General features: G+C 45.2%; 14 protein-coding genes. 4 read left to right on the top strand and 10 right to left on the bottom strand.

Translation table 11 applies throughout. The features are described from left to right. Positions 1-335: 335 nt before the first annotated feature. Positions 336-2780 (top strand): EAL domain-containing protein, encoded by a 2445-nt coding sequence (locus tag COW15_RS14045; RefSeq protein WP_293633147.1) that lies wholly within the window; start codon positions 336-338, stop codon positions 2778-2780. On the opposite strand, the gene COW15_RS14040 is transcribed toward COW15_RS14045, so the two are convergent. After that, positions 2737-3720, bottom strand: coding sequence for an alpha/beta fold hydrolase (locus tag COW15_RS14040; protein ID WP_293633146.1), 984 nt, complete (start codon positions 3718-3720; stop codon positions 2737-2739). The two genes, COW15_RS14045 and COW15_RS14040, sit on opposite strands and share 44 nt — an antisense overlap. A 90-nt stretch (positions 3721-3810) precedes the next feature. Then, positions 3811-5622, bottom strand: coding sequence for a DUF885 domain-containing protein (locus COW15_RS14035; protein ID WP_293633145.1), 1812 nt, complete (start codon positions 5620-5622; stop codon positions 3811-3813). 210 nt (positions 5623-5832) lie between these two features. Between COW15_RS14035 and add the strand changes: the two genes are divergently transcribed. Next, positions 5833-6828, top strand: a complete 996-nt coding sequence (gene add / locus COW15_RS14030) for an adenosine deaminase (protein WP_293633144.1) — start codon at positions 5833-5835, stop codon at positions 6826-6828. Between the two features lie 69 nt (positions 6829-6897). On the opposite strand, the gene hemN is transcribed toward add, so the two are convergent. From hemN to COW15_RS14005, 5 genes are all read right to left on the bottom strand, one after another. Then, positions 6898-8274, bottom strand: a complete 1377-nt coding sequence (gene hemN, locus COW15_RS14025; protein WP_293633143.1) for an oxygen-independent coproporphyrinogen III oxidase — start codon at positions 8272-8274, stop codon at positions 6898-6900. Between the two features lie 259 nt (positions 8275-8533). Then, the gene (locus COW15_RS14020; protein ID WP_293633142.1) at positions 8534-9001 is read right to left on the bottom strand and encodes a DUF2489 domain-containing protein; all 468 of its coding nucleotides are present in this window, start codon (positions 8999-9001) and stop codon (positions 8534-8536) included. A 74-nt stretch (positions 9002-9075) separates the two neighbouring features. Continuing rightward, entirely contained in the window at positions 9076-9636 is a 561-nt protein-coding gene (yihI, locus tag COW15_RS14015) for a Der GTPase-activating protein YihI (protein WP_293633141.1), read from the bottom strand. A 90-nt stretch (positions 9637-9726) separates the two neighbouring features. Then, complete coding sequence (locus COW15_RS14010) at positions 9727-10365, bottom strand: class I SAM-dependent methyltransferase (protein ID WP_293633140.1); 639 nt, start codon at positions 10363-10365, stop codon at positions 9727-9729. Positions 10366-11427: 1062 nt separating this feature from the next. Further along, positions 11428-12051 (bottom strand): c-type cytochrome, encoded by a 624-nt coding sequence (locus COW15_RS14005; protein WP_293633139.1) that lies wholly within the window; start codon positions 12049-12051, stop codon positions 11428-11430. Positions 12052-12220: 169 nt separating this feature from the next. Between COW15_RS14005 and yihA the strand changes: the two genes are divergently transcribed. After that, positions 12221-12880 carry a ribosome biogenesis GTP-binding protein YihA/YsxC gene (gene yihA, locus COW15_RS14000; RefSeq protein ID WP_293633138.1) on the top strand — a complete coding sequence of 220 codons (660 nt, stop codon included), beginning with the start codon at positions 12221-12223 and terminating at the stop codon, positions 12878-12880. 1044 nt (positions 12881-13924) lie between these two features. Here the strand turns inward: yihA and polA are convergent. Continuing rightward, the gene (gene polA / locus COW15_RS13995; RefSeq protein WP_293633137.1) at positions 13925-16687 is read right to left on the bottom strand and encodes a DNA polymerase I; all 2763 of its coding nucleotides are present in this window, start codon (positions 16685-16687) and stop codon (positions 13925-13927) included. Positions 16688-17073: 386 nt separating this feature from the next. On the opposite strand from polA, the gene elbB reads away from it, so the two are divergent. After that, positions 17074-17730 (top strand): isoprenoid biosynthesis glyoxalase ElbB, encoded by a 657-nt coding sequence (elbB, locus tag COW15_RS13990; RefSeq protein ID WP_293633136.1) that lies wholly within the window; start codon positions 17074-17076, stop codon positions 17728-17730. A gap of 63 nt (positions 17731-17793) precedes the next feature. On the opposite strand, the gene glpG is transcribed toward elbB, so the two are convergent. Continuing rightward, complete coding sequence (glpG, locus tag COW15_RS13985; RefSeq protein WP_293633135.1) at positions 17794-18633, bottom strand: rhomboid family intramembrane serine protease GlpG; 840 nt, start codon at positions 18631-18633, stop codon at positions 17794-17796. Continuing rightward, positions 18630-18935 (bottom strand): thiosulfate sulfurtransferase GlpE, encoded by a 306-nt coding sequence (glpE, locus tag COW15_RS13980; RefSeq protein ID WP_293633134.1) that lies wholly within the window; start codon positions 18933-18935, stop codon positions 18630-18632. The genes glpG and glpE overlap by 4 nt, the downstream gene beginning before the upstream one ends. Positions 18936-19022: the final 87 nt, after the last annotated feature.

The following is a 19022-nucleotide window of genomic DNA, read 5'->3' as shown; positions in this document are numbered from 1 at the left end:
CCCATCCCGAACTCAGAAGTGAAACGCAATCGCGCCGATGGTAGTGTGGGGTCTCCCCATGTGAGAGTAGGTCATCGCCAAGCGCCTAATTATCTCGTAGAGATGTAACGAAGCCAGCTGAATAAGCTGGCTTTTTTGCATCTGTGATTTTTATATTTGAACTGCAATTTCTTGAAATCCATTATTATTCTATTTTTATATTCTAATGCTTCAGCAACATTTCAATATTTTGTTGAAGATTGCTATAGGTTTCAATTAAGTCCTTTTGCTTAGTAACGCTTTTCCCGCTAGCATACAGGGCTATTCATCATTTTATTAAAGGTTGCCGGGCACCGATGCTTCGTAAACTTTCTCTCGCGATATTGATCCCACTGTGTATGCTGACACTTTATTTAGTGTTAGTCGTTGGTGAGTATCTGTATGAGAATGATCAAGTTCGTGGTGAGCTTGCCGAGCGTCAGGTGAATCAGATTAAGCAACAGCTATTCAGAATGCAGACGGTTGTGCAATCGGCACAAGCTTTACAGGATGTGGAGCGTATTGAGCAGGAAGTCTCCTTGGCTGCGCTGGATATGAGCACTATGGTGTATATTTTAGTCGATGCGGATAGTCGGATTCGTTTCGCTAATCATACTGTCTGGCGTGATAGTAATGCTATCCAAGTGATTGATGGCTATGATGTAATGAAACACCATGCCGTTGTGCAATCTTCCCTGCAACAGATATCCGTCAATCTCGAACGGTTAACTATTCAAGCTTATTATCCGGTAGTGCCTCAATATCCTGGTGCTGTTGAGTTGATCTATCTTGAATCCGATCTTGCTCCCTTAGTTTCTGAAGCTTCTGCCAAATTACAGCAACGTTTTATCCGTGTCTGGGGGCTGGGTGGTCTGTTGCTGATAGGTTTTACGCTAATTCTTTATTACCTATTGATCCGTCCATTCAAAATGTTGAGTGAGACGGCTAAACAGGTCGGGACAGCGGCATTTTCGACTCAAATACCTTGGAGTTCGGCGGAGGTATTATCCCTGCAATCTATCTTGCAACTGGTTCATGAACGTTTAGGTCGTGCAGTTAAGCAATTGAATGATAGCGAACAGCGTTGGCTATTTGCAGTGGAAGGTTCACGTAATGGTATTTGGGATTGGGATATAGGTACGGGTCAGGTATTTCTCTCCGATCGTTGGAAGGAGATGATTGGTTATGCGCCGGATGAGCTTGAAGGTTCTTTCCAGATTTGGGAGACGCGTTTACACCCTGAGGACCGACAAGCGGTTTTAGATTGCTTGCAGGAATATTTGAGTGGTAAGAGTAAAGAGTTTGAGAGTGTTCATCGACTTAAGCACAGGGATGGTCATTATGTGTGGGTGCTCGATCGTGGCATGCTAGTCGATTGGGATCATCAAGGGCGTCCGACACGCATGATAGGTATTCATGTGGATGTCTCTGAGAGTGAGAAGAACCATGCTGCCATCGCCCAGCTAGTTGAAAATTCTGTTGCGGGGCACCGAATGTTACCCGCAACATTTATGGAGCGTTTGTCTCAATTCCTTATTCAAAGAAATAGCTCGGGCTATTGGGGAGGATTTTTCTTTGTTGAAGTTGAGTGCTTTGGGGTGACTGACTCCCTTACACCACATGAGCTTGAGCGGTTATTTGCCCAGCTCGGTGCACGATTGTCGAGCTATTTTACTGAGAACATTATCGTTGGTCATTTGGAGGCGGGACGTTTTGTTCTGCTTTCCAAAGAGTTGGGTATCGATGCTGAAATGGCGGGGCGCCGTGGCTTGGCTTTGGCGACAGAACTAAGGCAAATCATAGCCCGTCCTTTCCATTATGCGGAACATCATTTCGAACTGAATGCCAATGTGGGGATTTATTTGCTCGATAGTGTTGAAACCTTAGAACCTTCTACCGTGTTACACCGCGCAAAACTCGCGAAACAAACAGCTAAGCTACAGGAGCAAGCGGGTTGTGCTTTCTATCATGCAGGTTTAGATAAACGTCAAAGTCATGATGAACTCCTGCAGCAAGAACTGAAGATTGCGATAGAGCAAGATAAGTTGTCATTGATGTTCCAGCCAGTTGTTGATGTGAATGGGGATATTATTTCTGCGGAAATATTATCCCGTTGGTATCTGGCCAATGGCGAAGTTATCTCACCAGCCAAATTTATTCTTCTTGCTGAGCGTAGCGGTTTAATTGCAGCCTTAGATCTGAGCGTCTTTAGACGAGCCTGCCTGTTACTGCAGCAAGCGAAAGGCCAAGGCCTAGTGTTGCCACGGATGACAATCAACATTAGCTCATTATCGTTTTGCCAAGTTGGTTTTATCGAGCATTTATTGGAGTTGGTTAGTACTTATGCTCTTGATGCGAATCAATTGGGTATTGAACTCACTGAAACGACATTATTGATGCAAGAAACCTTTGTGAATGAACGTATTACTAAATTGTCTGCCGCAGGAGTACCCATTATCTTAGATAGCTTTGGTGTGGGTCAAAGCGCTTTAAGTAGTCTAATGAAATATCCAGTAAGTGCAGTGAAACTAGATATCAACTGCGAGGCTATGGCCTCATCGCTGTGGCAAAGTGCTTTAATCCAGTCGCTACAGGCATTTGAGATACAATTAGTGGCGAAAGGGATTGAATCGGTTAAGCAGCAACAGGTTTTTGCTGCCCTTGGTTGTCATGCTTATCAAGGCTATTGTTTTAGCCGCCCACTCAATTTCACTGATTTTAAACAGCTTGTTTGTCCCCGTCCTTTACTGCATAGCGTGTAAAGAAATCGAGTGCATAATTTAGGGCCTGATTTCGATAGGTGTCTTTTTCCATAAAAATTTCATGGGCAGCCCCTGGTATCACCTTCAATTGGCAATGAGTGCTTACGGCAAGGTTCTGGGCTGCATTATCAACAATTTTATCTTCACTCGCTTGCAGGATCAGTATGGGAGTACGAATTTGCGCCGTTGCCAGTACGCAGGAATCCGCCGCATCTAAAGACTCAGTTAGCCAGTGATTGGTCGGCGAGCCGAGTTGGAGTTTAGGGGCTGCTTCATATAATTCCCTATAGGCTTGATACCTTGTCTGGCTGTGGGTTAAGTCATTCCCTTTAAACGGCATGGCGTTATAATTTTGTCCACTGAGTACAAAGTTAGGCTCACCACCATTAAGGCTGGTATCTAGCTTGCTTGCCAACCAACGAACAAATCCCTTTGGCATTGGCAGTTTGATGCCATACATGGGTGCTGAAAATGCCGCCGCAGTGAAAATATCGGGATGTTGTTTGAGATATAAAGTGCCAATCGCGCCACCCATTGAATGGCCAAGTAGCATGAGCTGTTTGTCGTTTTGTGGTAACACTTTCTTTTGCATAAACAGTGCAAAATCATCAATATAATCATTGAATCTTCGCACATGACCCATGTGTGGATTGACTGTCATGCGATCCGACAGCCCTTGGCCGCGATGATCTATGGCATAAACAGAGTAACCCTGTTGGTACAAGTCGAAGACTAATTCTTGATACTTTAAATAGGATTCAACTCGGCCACTACTGAGAACGATTGCGGTATGAGCTTGGGGATGTTTGACCATCATATAGGCCAGCGTGATGCCATCGGCTGTGATCAGCGTGTCTTGAACAACGCTTTTCCAGAAGGCTTGTTGCTCTGAGGTATTTAAATCGTGTTCGGTTGAAAATACAGGGGTAGCTTGGCTCATTCGCTGTGCACATATCTTGGCAAAAGGGTTTGCTAGAGTGTAACAGAGAAGCATAGGAGTCTGAAAATGCAGACTCCTATGCTGCTAGTTTTATGACTTGGCTTTTTGAGTTGCTATAAAGTCATCAATCTGCCCTTCGAGTATCTGCATGGGGACAGAGCCGTTTTCAAGCACGGCATCGTGGAAGGCGCGAATATCAAACTTGTCGCCGAGTTCCTGCTGTGCTTTTGCACGTAACCGCTTGATCGTTAACTCGCCAATCTTGTAAGACAAGGCTTGTCCTGGCCAGGAAATATAACGGTCAATTTCGGTCGTGACATTATGCAGTGATAGCGCGGTATTGCTGGCCATAAAGTCGATGGCTTGTTGACGACTCCACCCTTGGGCATGCATGCCCGTGTCTACGACTAAACGCGCCGCACGCCACATTTCATAGGTTAAGCGGCCAAAGTTACTGTAGGGATCTTGGTAGAAACCGGCCTCTAAACCTAAGTATTCGCAATACAGACCCCAGCCTTCACCGAAGGCTGAGATATAACCATAACGACGGAAGTCGGGGAGTGAGGTTAGCTCAGAGTTGAATGAAATTTGCAGATGATGGCCGGGTACGGCTTCGTGCAAGGTTAAGGCTTCTAACTCGTAGAGTGGGCGCTTATCCAATGCATAAGTGTTGACCCAGTAGTAACCGGGTTCATCATCGCTGTTCGATCCTGAATATCGTCCTGTGGTGTATTTCGGCGCAATTTCGGCGGGCACTGGCGCTATACCATAGGGTTTACGGGGTAGTTTGCCGAAGTACTTAGGCAGCATAGCATCGGCTTTTTTAGCAACAAATGCCGCTTCCTTGAGTAGCTGAGCGGCACTGGTGGTGTAGAACTGCGGATCGGTCCGCAGGAAATGTAAGAAGTCGGCAAAGCTGCCTTTAAAGCCGACGGACTTGATGATTTGCTCCATCTCTTGGCGGATACGCTTAACTTCTTTTAAGCCAAGTTCATGCACTTCTGTTGACGTCATATTCAAGGTCGTATAGTAACGCACCCGATTCTCATAAAACTCAGTACCGTTCGGCAAGCTACTGGCCGCGATATTTTCCCGCGCATTGGGAATGTACTCTTTGGTCATAAAATCATAGAAGTTTTGGTATAACGGCAGAACTTTTTGCTCGACTAAGGCTCGACCTTCTTGAGTCAACTGAGTTTTTTGTGCCTCAGTGAAATAGCTGGGATATTGCGTAAAAGGTTTGAAATAACCGCTCTTTTCGACTGGGACTATATAAGCACTGATACTGTCTTCAAAACCAGTGAGTGTCACTTTAGGCGGCGTTATTCCCTCGGCTAATCCTTGTTTTAGCCAATGAGTTTGCTGGGCGAAATAGGTCGGGAGTGCATTGAGTTTGGTAATATAGTTGCGGTAATCCTCAAGGGTGTTGAATCTTCCCTGTGCGATTGACGTGATATAAGCGTGGAAGCCGCTTTCCGCCGTAATGGGCAAGTAATAATCTTTAAAGCGATACAGGTCGACATCGTTTTGGATCTGATCTTCCAGTATTTGAGCGTTAATCTTATCTTCTTTATTCAAGCTGCTGCGGTCGAGTGCCTTGAGCTGCGCTAACACTGCGATTTGGCCTTGATTGAGTTTGGTTAAGGCTTCGGGAGAAAGATCTTGAAGCTTTCCTGCGGCACTCTTGTCCCCCATGCCATAGGCCATCTCTGGACTAGCACTGAGCTGTAATTGCCAGCTTTGGTCGATAATCGCCTGTAGCGCGGGAGCAATGGGCTCAACTTGCGATTGCGTTGCCGATATTGCCTGTGGCGCAGCGGTTTGACTATTTTTTGTGGTTTGAGAGGCACTGCAGGCGCTCAATGCGCATATCAATAAACTGGGGGTTAAGAGTTTATGCATAGTCGATCTCTGATATTTTCGTTGTTATTGAAGTCATTATGCCTGATGAATACGGCAGTTCCTTGTGTGGATATTAAGCGGAATTGTGACTGAATGTGAATTTAAATACCTTTGACTCATAAATGCCCCTAAAAATGCGTGTTAAACTTAGTGTCCGCCCGCGACCAAATAACAAAAGCATTGGCTGGGTAGTTCAAATAGGGGTTAATTATGATTGATACATCCATTCCATTGGTGGATCTGCATCGTCACCTAGACGGTAACGTGCGAGTGAACACCATTTGGGAGCTAGGACACCAACACGGCATTGCGCTACCTGCCGATTCTTTAGCAACGCTCGCACCTTTTGTGCAAATTCAGGGGAAAGAAACTAGCCTAGTCGCCTTCTTAAAGAAGCTCGATTGGATGGTTGCCGTACTCGCAGATTTGGATGCGGTTAAACGCGTGGCCTATGAAAACGTCGCCGATGCGGCGTTATCTGGCTTAGATTACGCCGAGTTACGTTTTAGTCCTTACTATATGGCGATGAACCATAAGTTACCGATTGAAGGCGTAGTTGAGGCGGTGATCGACGGCGTTAAAGCGGGCTTAAAAGACTATAACGTGAAGATCAATTTGATTGGTATTATGTCACGTTCATTTGGCCAAGCCGCTTGTACTCAAGAACTGGAAGGCTTACTCGCCCATAAACAACACCTCGTGGCTATGGACTTAGCCGGTGATGAATTGGGTTTCCCAGGCGAGTTATTTAACGATCACTTTAAACGTGTGCGTGATGCTGGTCTGGCGATTACCGCTCACGCTGGTGAAGCCGCTGGGTCACAGAGTATGTGGCAAGCGATTCAAGAGCTTGGTGCGACGCGAATTGGTCATGGGGTGAACGCGATTCACGATCCTAAGCTGATGGAATATCTCGCTAAGCACAGTATTGGCATCGAGTCTTGCCCAACCAGTAACTTGCATACATCGACAGTGGCTTCATATGCTGAACATCCCTTCAGAACCTTTATGGATGCCGGAGTACTCATTAACCTTAATACCGATGATCCGGGCGTGAGCGCTATCGATATTAAGCATGAGTATCGTATTGCTAAGTCGGAACTCAAGTTAACCGATGCCGAGCTTGCTCAGGTGCAACGTAACGGCGTTGAAATGGCCTTTTTATCGGACTCTGAGCGTAAGGCGCTGTATGCCGCTAAAGCGTAAAAGGTTTAATTAATCGCAATAAAAAAATCCGACCTTAAGTCGGATTTTTTATTGGAGATGCGCTAAGCGTTAGATCACGCGGGAGAACTGTTGCTGACGCGCTTTTTGACGGTAGTAAAGGTCGAAGCACATACAGATATTACGGATCAGTAGGCGGCCTGTCGGGCTAATAGTCATTTTTCTGTCGGCCACTTCAACTAATTTATCGTCGATAAAGGTTTGTAGTAGTTTCAAGTCTTCGGCGAAGTATTCTTCAAACTTAATTCCCAGTTTTTCATCCATTTTCGCCATATCTAAATCGAAGTGGCAAATCAGCTGTTTAATCACAACACGGCGGATTTCATCGTCGCGGTTCAGGCTACAACCTTTCCACAGGGCGTGGCCGTCCTTTTCTATGGCTTCATAGTAAGGGCGGATATCTTTTTGATTTTGCGCGTAGCAGTCACCAATCTGACTGATGGACGACACGCCAAGACCTAACAAATCGCATTCTTCTTGGGTGGTATAACCTTGGAAGTTACGATGCAGTCTGCCTTCACGCTGTAGCTTAGCTAACTCGTCATCGGGTTTAGCAAAGTGGTCCATACCTATATATTGGTAACCGGCACCAGTTAAGGTCTCGATCGTTTGGTGCAACATTTCGAGTTTTTGCTTCGGTGAAGGTAAATGCTCGTCTTTGATCTTACGTTGAGCGGCAAAGCGCGCAGGTAAGTGGGCATAGTTAAATACCGACAGACGGTCAGGGGACAAATCTAAAACACGCTGCATAGTCGCTGCAAAGGTTTCTGGCGTTTGGTGTGGCAAGCCATAGATTAAATCTATGTTGGTCGACACAAAGCCCATGGCTTTCGCTTTGGCCATTAAGTCGAAGATAAATTGCTCGTCTTGTTCACGGTTGACTGCAATTTGCACTTCTTTATTAAAGTCTTGGACACCGATAGAAATTCGGTTAAAGCCTGCTTCTTTCAAAGTGTCGAGCATTGAAAGCTCAATCTCGCGAGGATCGACTTCAATCGAAAACTCACCTTCTTCTACAAAGTTAAAGTTGGCTTTAATCAATGACGTCAACTTAATAATTTGCTCTGGATTTAAGAACGTGGGTGTACCTCCGCCCCAATGCATTTGGGTCACACTGTAATGTTTGAACAGGGGCGCACGTTTAATAATTTCTTGGCTTAAATATTCAATGTACTGATCGGCTTTGTGTGGATGGCGGGTGATGACTTTATTGCAGCCGCAGTAATAACAAAGCTTGGCGCAGAATGGGATATGAATATACAGCGACAGTTTATCGCTTTTGCTATTTTCAATGGCCGTCAGCAGGTTCTGTTCGGTGAATGAGTCATCGAACTCGAGCGCCGTTGGGTAAGACGTATAACGGGGACCGCTGTAGTTATATTTTTCGATCATCGATTGATCCCAGCTAATCTGAGTGGGCTGCTTCAAGGCGTGTCCTCCGAGGGTAAATTAGCAACAGGCGAAGTATGCAAGGTTCTTTGGTAAATAACCTTGATCTAGGTTGTAAAAATGACGTCTGTCTTTTTAGAAGTTACGCAATATCTATCAAAAAAGTACGCTTGTCTGTCGGTATTTGGCGGTTTTGTGCGCAGGCTCACGGGAGGATGGACGTAAGATTGGTACGGGCTTTGTCAGATGACTTCAAAACCACGGCATAAGTGGTTTTGAAGTATAGAAATTAATTAGTTTAATGCATCGCTTTGGGTTGGTAAGCCGACAGTTTTTTTGCATCATCACTAATGCCTTGCTCTAATGCGGCCTCTGACTTCATTCTGATCAAATCTAATTTCATCCTTTCCTGTTTAGGCAAGGCTTGACGAGCCTCCATAATAGGATGATCTTTAATTAACTCAAAGTGTTGGAATAATGCAGGAAACTCAGGTGCGACCCGTTCACTCAGGGATAAAATTTCAAATAATCGTCCAATTCTGACTACGCCTTCGGAGATCTCACAGCGGTCTTCAGTCATAGCAGTAGCGATATAGCGTATATCATCTAAAACTTGGGCGCGTTTCGCACTTGCTATGGCTTCACGCTCGGCTTGTTCGGCCTGCTGGCGCTTTTTTTGCCGTTGCAGCTTTAAGAGTAAGTAAGTGGCGTAGCTACTAAGCGCTACTATGACGATAAAACCGAGAATGACAATGGCCGTAGACACAGAGACTCCTTATATGAATGGCATAGGGAGCACAGTTTAAAAACTGAGTTCCCTATGCCCTAGCACTGAGAGGTTTAGAACTTGTCTTGATAATCTTTCAGTAAGTCAGCGCCCGATTCGAACTTGTCGAATAACTCATCGTCAGACAAAGACTTAGCTGGAGATGCAGGTGCGCCATCCTCCATATCGTCGCTAACGCCCAGTTTAACCATCAGAGCTTCAATCTTATTCAGCTGTTGATCTAACCATTTTTGATCTGCATCGTTGAGATCGCGGCCTTCTTCCAGCATGTCGAGTAACTGGTTTAGTCTTGGATCTTCTTCCAATTTCAGCAGTTTTTGCTCGTCAGTCAGCTTAGCTTGTTTCACTTTTGGCTGAGCGGCTTTATCTGTTACCACTGCCGCAGGAAGCGCTAAAGCCACTGGCTTTTTGCTGCCATGACGCGGGTCTTTTTTCTTAGCGGCCTGTTGTTGCGGCGCTTGCGCTAAAATTAAGCTTTCGTTATGACGACTGCCTGATTTATTGCCAGAATCTTTACGTTTGCCAGTCGCTACAGCGCGATCTTGCTTCTTCACTCTTGGCTGTAACTTAGGGCTGTTCTCGCCGCCCTTGCGTGTTTTCTTGCTACGAGACATGGTCTTCTCAATTGTTTACAACGTATGGCCCCGCAGACTAAGGTTGAGCTTGTCTACAAGGTGCGAAATTAGGTCGGGTGTTATACCAGATTATGATGTTTTTTGCATCAAAACGAGGTCCTTTGCGGCAAATAATAGTTCAAAATCGCTATTGTTTGTTAGGTACTCAAAGGTTTGTCGCTGGTAAAAACTCACATGGGTGAGGTTGTTCTTGTAATGCCACTTAGCAAAACCATCTAATTCAGTCAGTAACGGTGTGCTTATCGCTAGCCAACCACCAGGATGAAGTAGTCGAGAGAGTAAGGCCCACTCTTTTATTGGGTACTGAAAATGCTCAAAAACGCGATAACAGCAGATAAAATCATATTCTTGCTTTAACACATCATGATTCGGGGCAAAAAAGGGATCGTATTGGTTTAACTTGTGGCCCGCATTTTCTATGGTCGCCAGACTCTCATCATCGAGTATACGTCCAAAATTCAATCCTAATAAACTGCCAGCTTGCTGCTGCTCTAATTGCGCTAATAGCGGCAAAATAAATTGCGATAGCTGCTTTTGCTTCAAAGCTATGCGTGAACGACCGTATCTTTGTTTCTCTGCCGCGGGTGGCAAATGGCTACTGGCATTCGCAAAGGTTAACTCACATGTCTTGCAAACATAAAAACTTCGCTTTTTATCTTGATGAAGGAGTTGTGTCTGACTGTTATGACAAAGAGGGCATCTGGGCATTGAGTCTGCTGAAGTGGTTATTAAGGCTTTGATTGTACCAATTATATTGAGTTAGTGCACATTTTAGGCGCTGCAGTAGGCTGCAAATGACAATAAAGAAAAAAGGCGGCAGTTAAACTGCCGCCTTACAAAGGGTGCATCTAGCACCTTATCCTGATTCCAAGTATCCATACTTGCTATGCGACTTTCCCGGTCGGTATCCTTCTTTTTTTTACTGCTTTCCCTGCAACATTTTAGTTATCGGTCTTCCAGACACTTAATTTATTTTCTGTCGCCATCCTGACCACAGTTTCCGTAGATGGTCTCAAGACACATCTTGTTTAGCAGCGTCATCATTGACATTCAGTTAACCATCCATGTTGCTTAAAGTACCTTCCAGTGATAACAAGCTTCCAGCCAGTGCATCCTAAGCTTATTAGCTTCCTTTGCTACAGTTTGAATCATTCAAACTGTGTCCTGATGGGGCAAGTTACCCTGAGTGTAAGGCGTTTTGCTTAGTGCAAATTGGCGTTATCGGCCATCCCTTACAAAAATGTACTGACCTGGACTTCAACACGAAATCACAACTCTTATTATTATTAGAGAGTGGTCTTAATTATATTATTGTTATTGAATATATTTATTCTTATATCTTGAATGTTAACTATACCGAAATCTGCAAGTTATTATTAATCTTTTTGTACAAACAGATGGGTTTATCTCGGTACGGGGCTTATTAAACCCCAAATCTGTGATCTCTGTCAAGTAAGAATATTTGTCAGTTTACGTTAACGTAAACATGGTGGTGTGAAAACGGATGGCAACACCGTTTGCCAGTGTATAAGCCATAGGGGAGTTTGCTACTCTTTATCTTCGGTTAGCTGAACTTAACATTTGGTCATTTAGTGGGGGCTTGCGGTATTTTAGCAGAGGCAAAAGGTTGTAGAGGTAGGATAATAGGCCTGCATCAGTATGGCTCAAAGCGGACTGGCAGAATGAAATGGAAAAAGTCATAGCAAGGATGGTTGACGTTATAAACCATCCTTGCCAGTTTAGTGCTCACTAAATCGTGCACCTTTAGCTTTATTTCAGGCTAGACAAATACTTAGAAAGAGCGTCAATATCGCTGTCGCTTAACTTCTTAGCGACATCTTGCATCATGCCGTTGAGATCGTTATTGCGGCCCGCATCACGGAACTTAGTCAGTTGGATTTTGATATAGTTAGCGTGTTGGCCAGCTAAAGCGGGGAAGCCAGCAAGCTCTGCGCCTTTACCATCAGGACCATGGCATGCCATACAGGCTGTAATACCACGCGAAACATCCCCACCTTTGTAAAGTTTTGCACCAAGCTCTGGCACATCTTTCACTTCTGCGACTTGTAAAGTTTGGCTGGAGAAATATGCGGTAATATCGAGAATATCTTGATCACTAAGAGGCATTGCCATACCACTCATGATAGGATCCATTCGGCCATCTTTGCCACCCGTTTGTGCAGCACTACGGAAATCATGTAGTTGCTTTTGCAGGTATGTGGCATGTTGACCCGCAAGCTTAGGATACATATCGATCATACTGTTACCGTCCATACCGTGGCAGGCAGAGCAAACGATAATTTTAGTTTTTCCCGCTTCAGCATTACCTTCTGCAATCGCAGGTGAAGATATGGCGGCAACTACAACAGACAGCGCAAGAGCTAACTTTTTCATGGCGTTCCAACTTCTGGTTAAGATTATTATCCTGAGCTTACTAGGGTGACCCGCAAGCGTGGTAAAATATGTTTAATGTGATCGGGGTAATATTTTACACGAAAACGTGGAAAAGTAAGCAATTCTTCATTAATTATGGTATTGCGTAGAAAATATTTTGGAGTAAATAGTGACTGAATCTCATATAGATTTTCGCAGGGCGAAGTTTTTAATTAGTGCACCCGACATTGCACATTTGGATCAATATCTGCCCGGTGACGTTGGAGTTGAGATTGCTTTTGCTGGTCGCTCAAATGCCGGAAAATCAAGTGCGCTCAATGCATTAACCGAGCAAAAAAACTTGGCAAGAACCAGTAAAACCCCTGGTCGAACTCAGCTTATTAACGTGTTTGAGCTGGATGCACAGCGTCGCTTAGTAGACTTGCCGGGTTATGGTTTTGCGCAGGTGCCATTGGCGATGAAAAATAAATGGCAACAAGCACTTGGTGAATATTTACAGAAGCGTGCCTGCTTAAGTGGTGTTGTTGTGTTAATGGATATCCGTCACCCGCTCAAAGATTTGGATATGCAGATGATAGAGTGGGCGGTAGCGAGTGAAATACCTGTATTGGCGCTGTTGACTAAGTCTGACAAGTTAGCACAAAGCGCTAAAATGAAAACCGTCAATGAAGTTCGTAAAGCCTTAACTGATTTTGGGGATTGGGTCCAAGTTGAATCGTTTTCATCACTTAAAGGAACAGGAAAACCTAAAGTGCTAAGCATACTGAATGAATGGTGTCATCCTCAGTGGCTGACCGACGAATTAGATGCTGCAGATAGTGCTGAATAGTTGAATTGACAACATAAACAATAAACAGTCTAAAACTCGTACACAGCTTAAATCACAAGTTTAGCTGTGTATGTGCATCTGCTACGCTTATCCAGTCTTCGTTTCCCCAATCTATCTAGCTGCCACTGTTGTAAATTTCAGGCAAAAAAATAGCCGATAACTAGGTCATCGGCCAAAAATATTAGCTCTTTTGGGGAGAAGCTAAATTCAACAAGACTCAAGCACCATTAAATACCTTTAATGGTTCTCAATGAAGACAGCATACATTGGATTTACTTTTTATTAAAGTAAATACTCTAAAAAATGCGTTTGCCTAAAAAAGAGCAAAAAAAAAGCCTCAGCAAACAAGTTGCTGAGGCGCCATAATTTGGCTCATCACTATAAGTGAAATAAAGGTCTGAAAGATAGAACATCTTAACCTCTGTACCCTACGCAGAGAATAATACGCTATTTATCTTTAAATGGAAAACAGTTTTTTCAAAAATGAGGTAATTATGTGCGCTTGATCTCAGGTTGTGAGCGAAAAAACACCTTAAATTGATCTGAAAATTTCATAAAAAATGCTTAATAGGCTGATTTAACGGGGTAATCAGAAATTTATATACGAAAGAGATCAATAGTTGAGATTTAATGTTTTTACTCTAAATTCGGCTGAGTGTCTTAGTGTACGCATGAGAGAACAGCTGTTATGGCACTTTTGAGCATATACAACCTACTTGAGTGTTCTGCTTGATGACGCCGAATTAGGCGTTGCCAAGTACATTGGGCTGCTTGGCTATGAGTGCTTGGCCGTGAGTTATGCTTAGTGTTGCAGATTAAAATGTTAATGTAAGGAGGCTAAATATAAGGCGCAAAACTTATATTACATCGCAGGAGATTGCATTTAGGTACACCAGCACTTGATCTCACAAGAAGCTTCCCTGAGAACTCCATCGCGATTTCCCATGGGGGATTGCTATTTAGCGAGCTAACCTGAACTCAAAAATTGCATTCAGGTTAGCTTAATCTTCTGTTCAATTAGTTTGGTTGTTGGATGCTACAGTGTTAGTGAGCCTGATCCCAGTTATCACCAATACCCGCCTCGGCCAGTAACTCAACATCTAGATTGGCCGCTTGAGCCATAAGTTGACAGACTCTTAGCTTGAGTGTTTCAGCCTTGTCGGCGTCGACTTCGAACACCAATTCGTCGTGCACTTGCATGATCATGGCGATTTCGCCTTGGGTTTCTGTTGTTATCCAATTGGCGATGCTGATCATGGCTTTTTTGATAATGTCGGCGGCGGTGCCTTGCATTGGCGCATTAATCGCGGCACGTTCGGCGGCCTGGCGGCGCATCGCATTACGATCACGGATTTCAGGTAAGTAAAGACGGCGGCCAAACAGCGTCGATACGTAACCTAGGTCGGCGGCGCTGGCGCGGGTTTCCTCCATATATTTTAAGACGCCTGGATAGCGGGCAAAGTAAGTGTCGATATAGGTTTGGGCCTCGTGGCGGGGGATATCGAGCTGACGCGCCAACCCAAAGGCCGACATGCCGTAGATTAAGCCGAAATTGACCGCTTTAGCGCGGCGGCGTTGCTCGGTTGTTACATCGCCAAAGTCGATACCAAACACTTCCGCTGCCGTGGCTCTGTGAATGTCTTTTCCTTCGGCGAAGGCCTTGAGTAAACCCGCATCCTGGGATAAATGCGCCATGATCCTCAGCTCAATCTGTGAGTAGTCGGCGGCGAGTATTTTACGACCTTGGGGGGCGATAAACGCCTGACGAATGCGGCGCCCCTCTTCGGTACGGATTGGAATATTTTGTAGGTTAGGTTCGCTCGAAGATAAACGCCCCGTGGCGGCATTGGCTTGATGGTAACTTGTGTGCACGCGGCCAGTTTTGGCATTGACCATCAGCGGCAGTTTATCCGTATAGGTACTCTTTAATTTAGTCAGGCTGCGGTGTTCGAGAATGACTTTGGGGAGTGGATAGTCTAATGCCAATTCGACGAGCACTTCTTCTGCAGTCGATGGTGCTCCCTTGGGGGTCTTTTTGGTGATGGGATAGCCCAGTTTTTCAAAAAACAGCACCTGCAATTGTTTCGGCGAGCTTAAGTTGAATTTTTCGCCTGCAATATCATAGGCTTTAGACTCTAGTTCATCGATTTTACGCGCTAACTCTTCACTCTGTTGTCCGAGTAACATGCTATCGATTAATACGCCCTGACGCTCTATGTCCGAGAGTATTTGGATAAGAGGTAATTCAATCTCGGTGAAAACGGAGGCCAACTCGGCTTCTTTCTCCAGCCTTGGCCAGAGGTGTTGGTGCAAGCGCAGGGTAATATCGGCATCTTCGGCGGCGTAGGGCGCGGCGTTTTCCAGCGGGATTTGGTTGAAGGTGAGTTGCTTAGCGCCTTTTCCTGCAATATCTTCAAAACCAATGTTTTTATGGCCTAAGTACTTGAGTGCAAGGCCGTCCATATCATGGCGTGAAGCGACTGAGTTAAACACATAGGATTCGAGCATAGTATCGAAAGCGACGCCCTGCAGTTTGATCCCCGCATTGGCTAAGATACTGATGTCGTACTTAAGGTTTTGGCCGACTTTCTTAATCTTGGGATCTTCAAGTAGCGGACGCAGTTTCTCTAGTGCGACGGTTTTATCGAGTTGAGTGGGGGCTCCAACATAATCATGGGCCAAAGGTAAATAGGCTGCTTTCCCCGCCTCGACGGCAAATGACATTCCGACTAGCTCAGCCACCATATAATCTAAGCTGGTGGTCTCGGTGTCTACCGCCATTAAGCCGGCCTGCTTGAGCTTAGCAATCCAAGCGTCTAATTCGGCTTCCGTGAGAATACAATCGTATTGGGTTTCAAGCGTTTCGGTTGAGGTGGAGGTTTCCTCTGTTGCTACACTGGTGACGGCGGTTCTTGTGATTAATTTATTATCTAACACTTCCGCTAGCCAACGTTTGAATTCCATTTCACCATAGCATTGGATCAGCTCATCTCTGTCTGCGGGTTTAACTGTGAGTTCATGCCAGTCTTGCTCGAGTTCAACATCGGTCTTGATGGTGGCGAGTTCATAGGAAAGTTTGAGCATGTCGGCATTTTCAATGATCTTCGCCGCCATGGTTTTTGCGCCCCTAAAGCCTAATTCGGAGACTTTCTCGGGCTCTGCTAGCAAATTGGCGACACTGCCAGCCCCAGTGAGCATGGCTAATGCGGTTTTTTCACCGACACCGGGTAGGCCGGGGATGTTATCAGCCTTATCGCCCATCAATGCCAAGAAATCGATAATTCTGTCTGGGCCTACACCATATTTAGCCGTAACTTCCTCTGGACCCATAATGGTATCGGTCATGGTATTGATCAGCGTGATATTGTCATCTACGAGCTGCGCCATATCTTTATCGCCAGTGCTGATCAATACCGAGCGTTTTTCGAGACTCGCTTGTCGGGCAATAGTACCGATCACATCGTCGGCTTCAACACCCGGAATAGAAATCAGCGGTAATCCTAAGGCGCGGATAATGCGATGTAGGGGTTCTATCTGTGAACGCAGATCATCGGGCATCGGGGGGCGATGCGCTTTATATTCGTCGTATAAGTCATTACGGAAAGTTTTACCTTTGGCGTCGAATACCACGGCGATGTGGCTGGGTTGGTAACGAGTCAATAAACTACGGAGCATATTGACTACACCATAAACGGCTCCCGTTGCTTCGCCCTTTGAGTTTGTCAGATGAGGAGGCGCATAATAAGCGCGGTACAAATAAGAAGATCCATCCACAAGGACAAGTGGGTTATTGGCAATAGTTGGCATAGGTAATTTTCGTTTATCGATGACTTAGATGGCGGTTAGCATGCCACAGATGCACTATTTCAGCCACGGCAAATTGACTCTCAGCCTGTGGATAAGTCTGTGAGTGAAAAAGTCAACTGTGAATAATGGCGTTGTTTACGGCTTAGTGCGATTTTTTTAAGTTGTTGATTTTTATATTTATAAAATATTTGTGTGAGTTCAATACTGTTTCTTGAAAAATCTTCCTGATTTGTGGATTTTTTATTGACTCCGTAAAATACATCTAAGGCTGGCTTAATTTTCACCGTCTGTCAGATTCGACGAATTAAGTTAGCACGATTTTTAATCAGATCAACCAATTTGTTTATGGTTTGTTAAAATCAAATGGCATAAGAAGGATATTTTTAATGAAAAAAATCGCAGTGTTACTCAGTGGGTGCGGTGTTTTCGATGGAACTGAGATCCATGAATCGGTTTTAACCCTATTGTCTCTGTCAAAGGCGGGTGCGAGCTATCAATGTTTTGCCCCCGATATCCAGCAGATGCATGTTGTTAATCATTTTTCCGGTGAGATTGAGAAGGCGGTGCAGCGCAATGTATTGGTGGAATCGGCACGCATTGCCCGCGGAGAAGTTAAAGCGACCACAGAACTGGATATCGATGAATTCGATGCCTTGATCATCCCCGGTGGTTTCGGTGCGGCGAAAAATCTGTGTAATTTCGCCACTAATGGCAGCGAGTGTGAGGTAAACCCCTTAGTGGCTGATTTTATCAACGAGTTTATTTTGGCTAAAAAACCCGTTGGTTTTATCTGTATCGCACCTATGATGATCCCGCGCTTATATGGGCACGGGGCAAAGGGAACGATTGGTAATGATGTCGATACTGTCGCGGCCTTTAATCTGATGGGCGGCGTTCATCAAGCTGCAACAGTGCACGATATTGTGATAGATGAAGCGAACAAGATAGTCAGCACACCCGCTTATATGCTCGCGGGGAATATTGCTGAGGCACATTCTGGTATCGAAAAGCTCGTCGCCAAAGTGCTGGAGTTGGCAAAGTAAGTGGTGTCGCAATCGGGCCAAGATAACGCTTTATGTGGTTATCTTGGTCAAGTGCAGATGCGCTTAGTGTGTGGCTTTACGGCTATCGAACAGACCTTGGGCTAAGCCGATAATTAGGCCGCCGATATGGGCACCGTTTGCGACCGAAATACCCAGCACGTCGGTAAAGCCTAATGCTAACCAAATCAACATAAAACCCATATAGGAAGGGGGTAAACCAATACCCGCGGCAGGCTTACGTATGCCCATCACCCAGGTATAACCTGCGACAGCGTAGACGACGCCGGATAGGCCGCCAAAGTGAGGTCCACTGACATAGTATTGAATGATGTTAGGTAGGGTCCCTGCCACGAGTAATAAAATCAGCAGGGGTGCAGTGCCCATTCGAGTCTCGATTTTTCCGCCCAAATACCACCACCAGAGTAAGTTGAAAATGATATGCATGGCCGAAAAGTGCAGCAAACTTGGAGTGAAAACGCGCCAGAACTGGCTGAAATCTGCATTAGGTACAGCGCCAAAATAGGACAGCGCTTCATAGGTTGGGTTTGCAAATCCGAAGTTCATCGCCGCAAAAATAACGCTGCAGAGTGCAAATACGATTAAGGTGATTGGACCCGCACCAGTAATAAACTGGGTAAAAAGCTGCAATGACGGTGCGCCATAATCGAGCTTAGTATGAGTATCGCCGTGTTCCCAGGAAGCCTGTAGATACTTGCTATCGTAGGGATGAGTAATAAAGTGGGCAAACTCTTTACGGGCTTGCGCTACATCTTTGTCGTGGATAACGAGAATGGCGACTCCTTTCATCAGCGGCTCAATTTGGCAGTCGATATGCTCCCCCTTAAGGTAATCGACAAATGCCTGCGCGGCTCTGCTGTTTGGGAGTCGGCCAATCTCTATCATGCATTCGCCCCATGCCAGGCGCTAAAGCCGCCGTCTAGGCTGTAGACATCATCAAAGCCTTGCTCGCAGAGATACTGCGCGGCATTTTGGCTGCTGATACCGTGGTAACACACCACGACCAGCGGCTTATCCATATCGGCTTGGCTAATAAATTGCGCTAGATTTTCGTTATTCAAATTGAATGCGCCGTCAATGTGGCCGTTGCTAAAGCTATTGCCATCGCGGATATCGACGATTTGCACTGGCGTTGACTCGGTCATGTGCACTAATTGATTAACACTTAAGTGTTTAAAGGAAGACATAATAAAACCTGAGATTGCTAAGAAACGGTAAGCGATGGGATAAGTGTGCAACAAGGGGCTGCGAGTGTACAGCCCCTATCTTGGTAT

The sequence above is a fragment of the Shewanella sp. CG12_big_fil_rev_8_21_14_0_65_47_15 genome (assembly GCF_002783505.1).
Classification (GTDB): Bacteria; Pseudomonadota; Gammaproteobacteria; order Enterobacterales; family Shewanellaceae; genus Shewanella.
The sequence above is the reverse complement of the archived record's forward strand: the minus strand, read 5'-3'. Positions and strand labels throughout refer to the sequence as shown.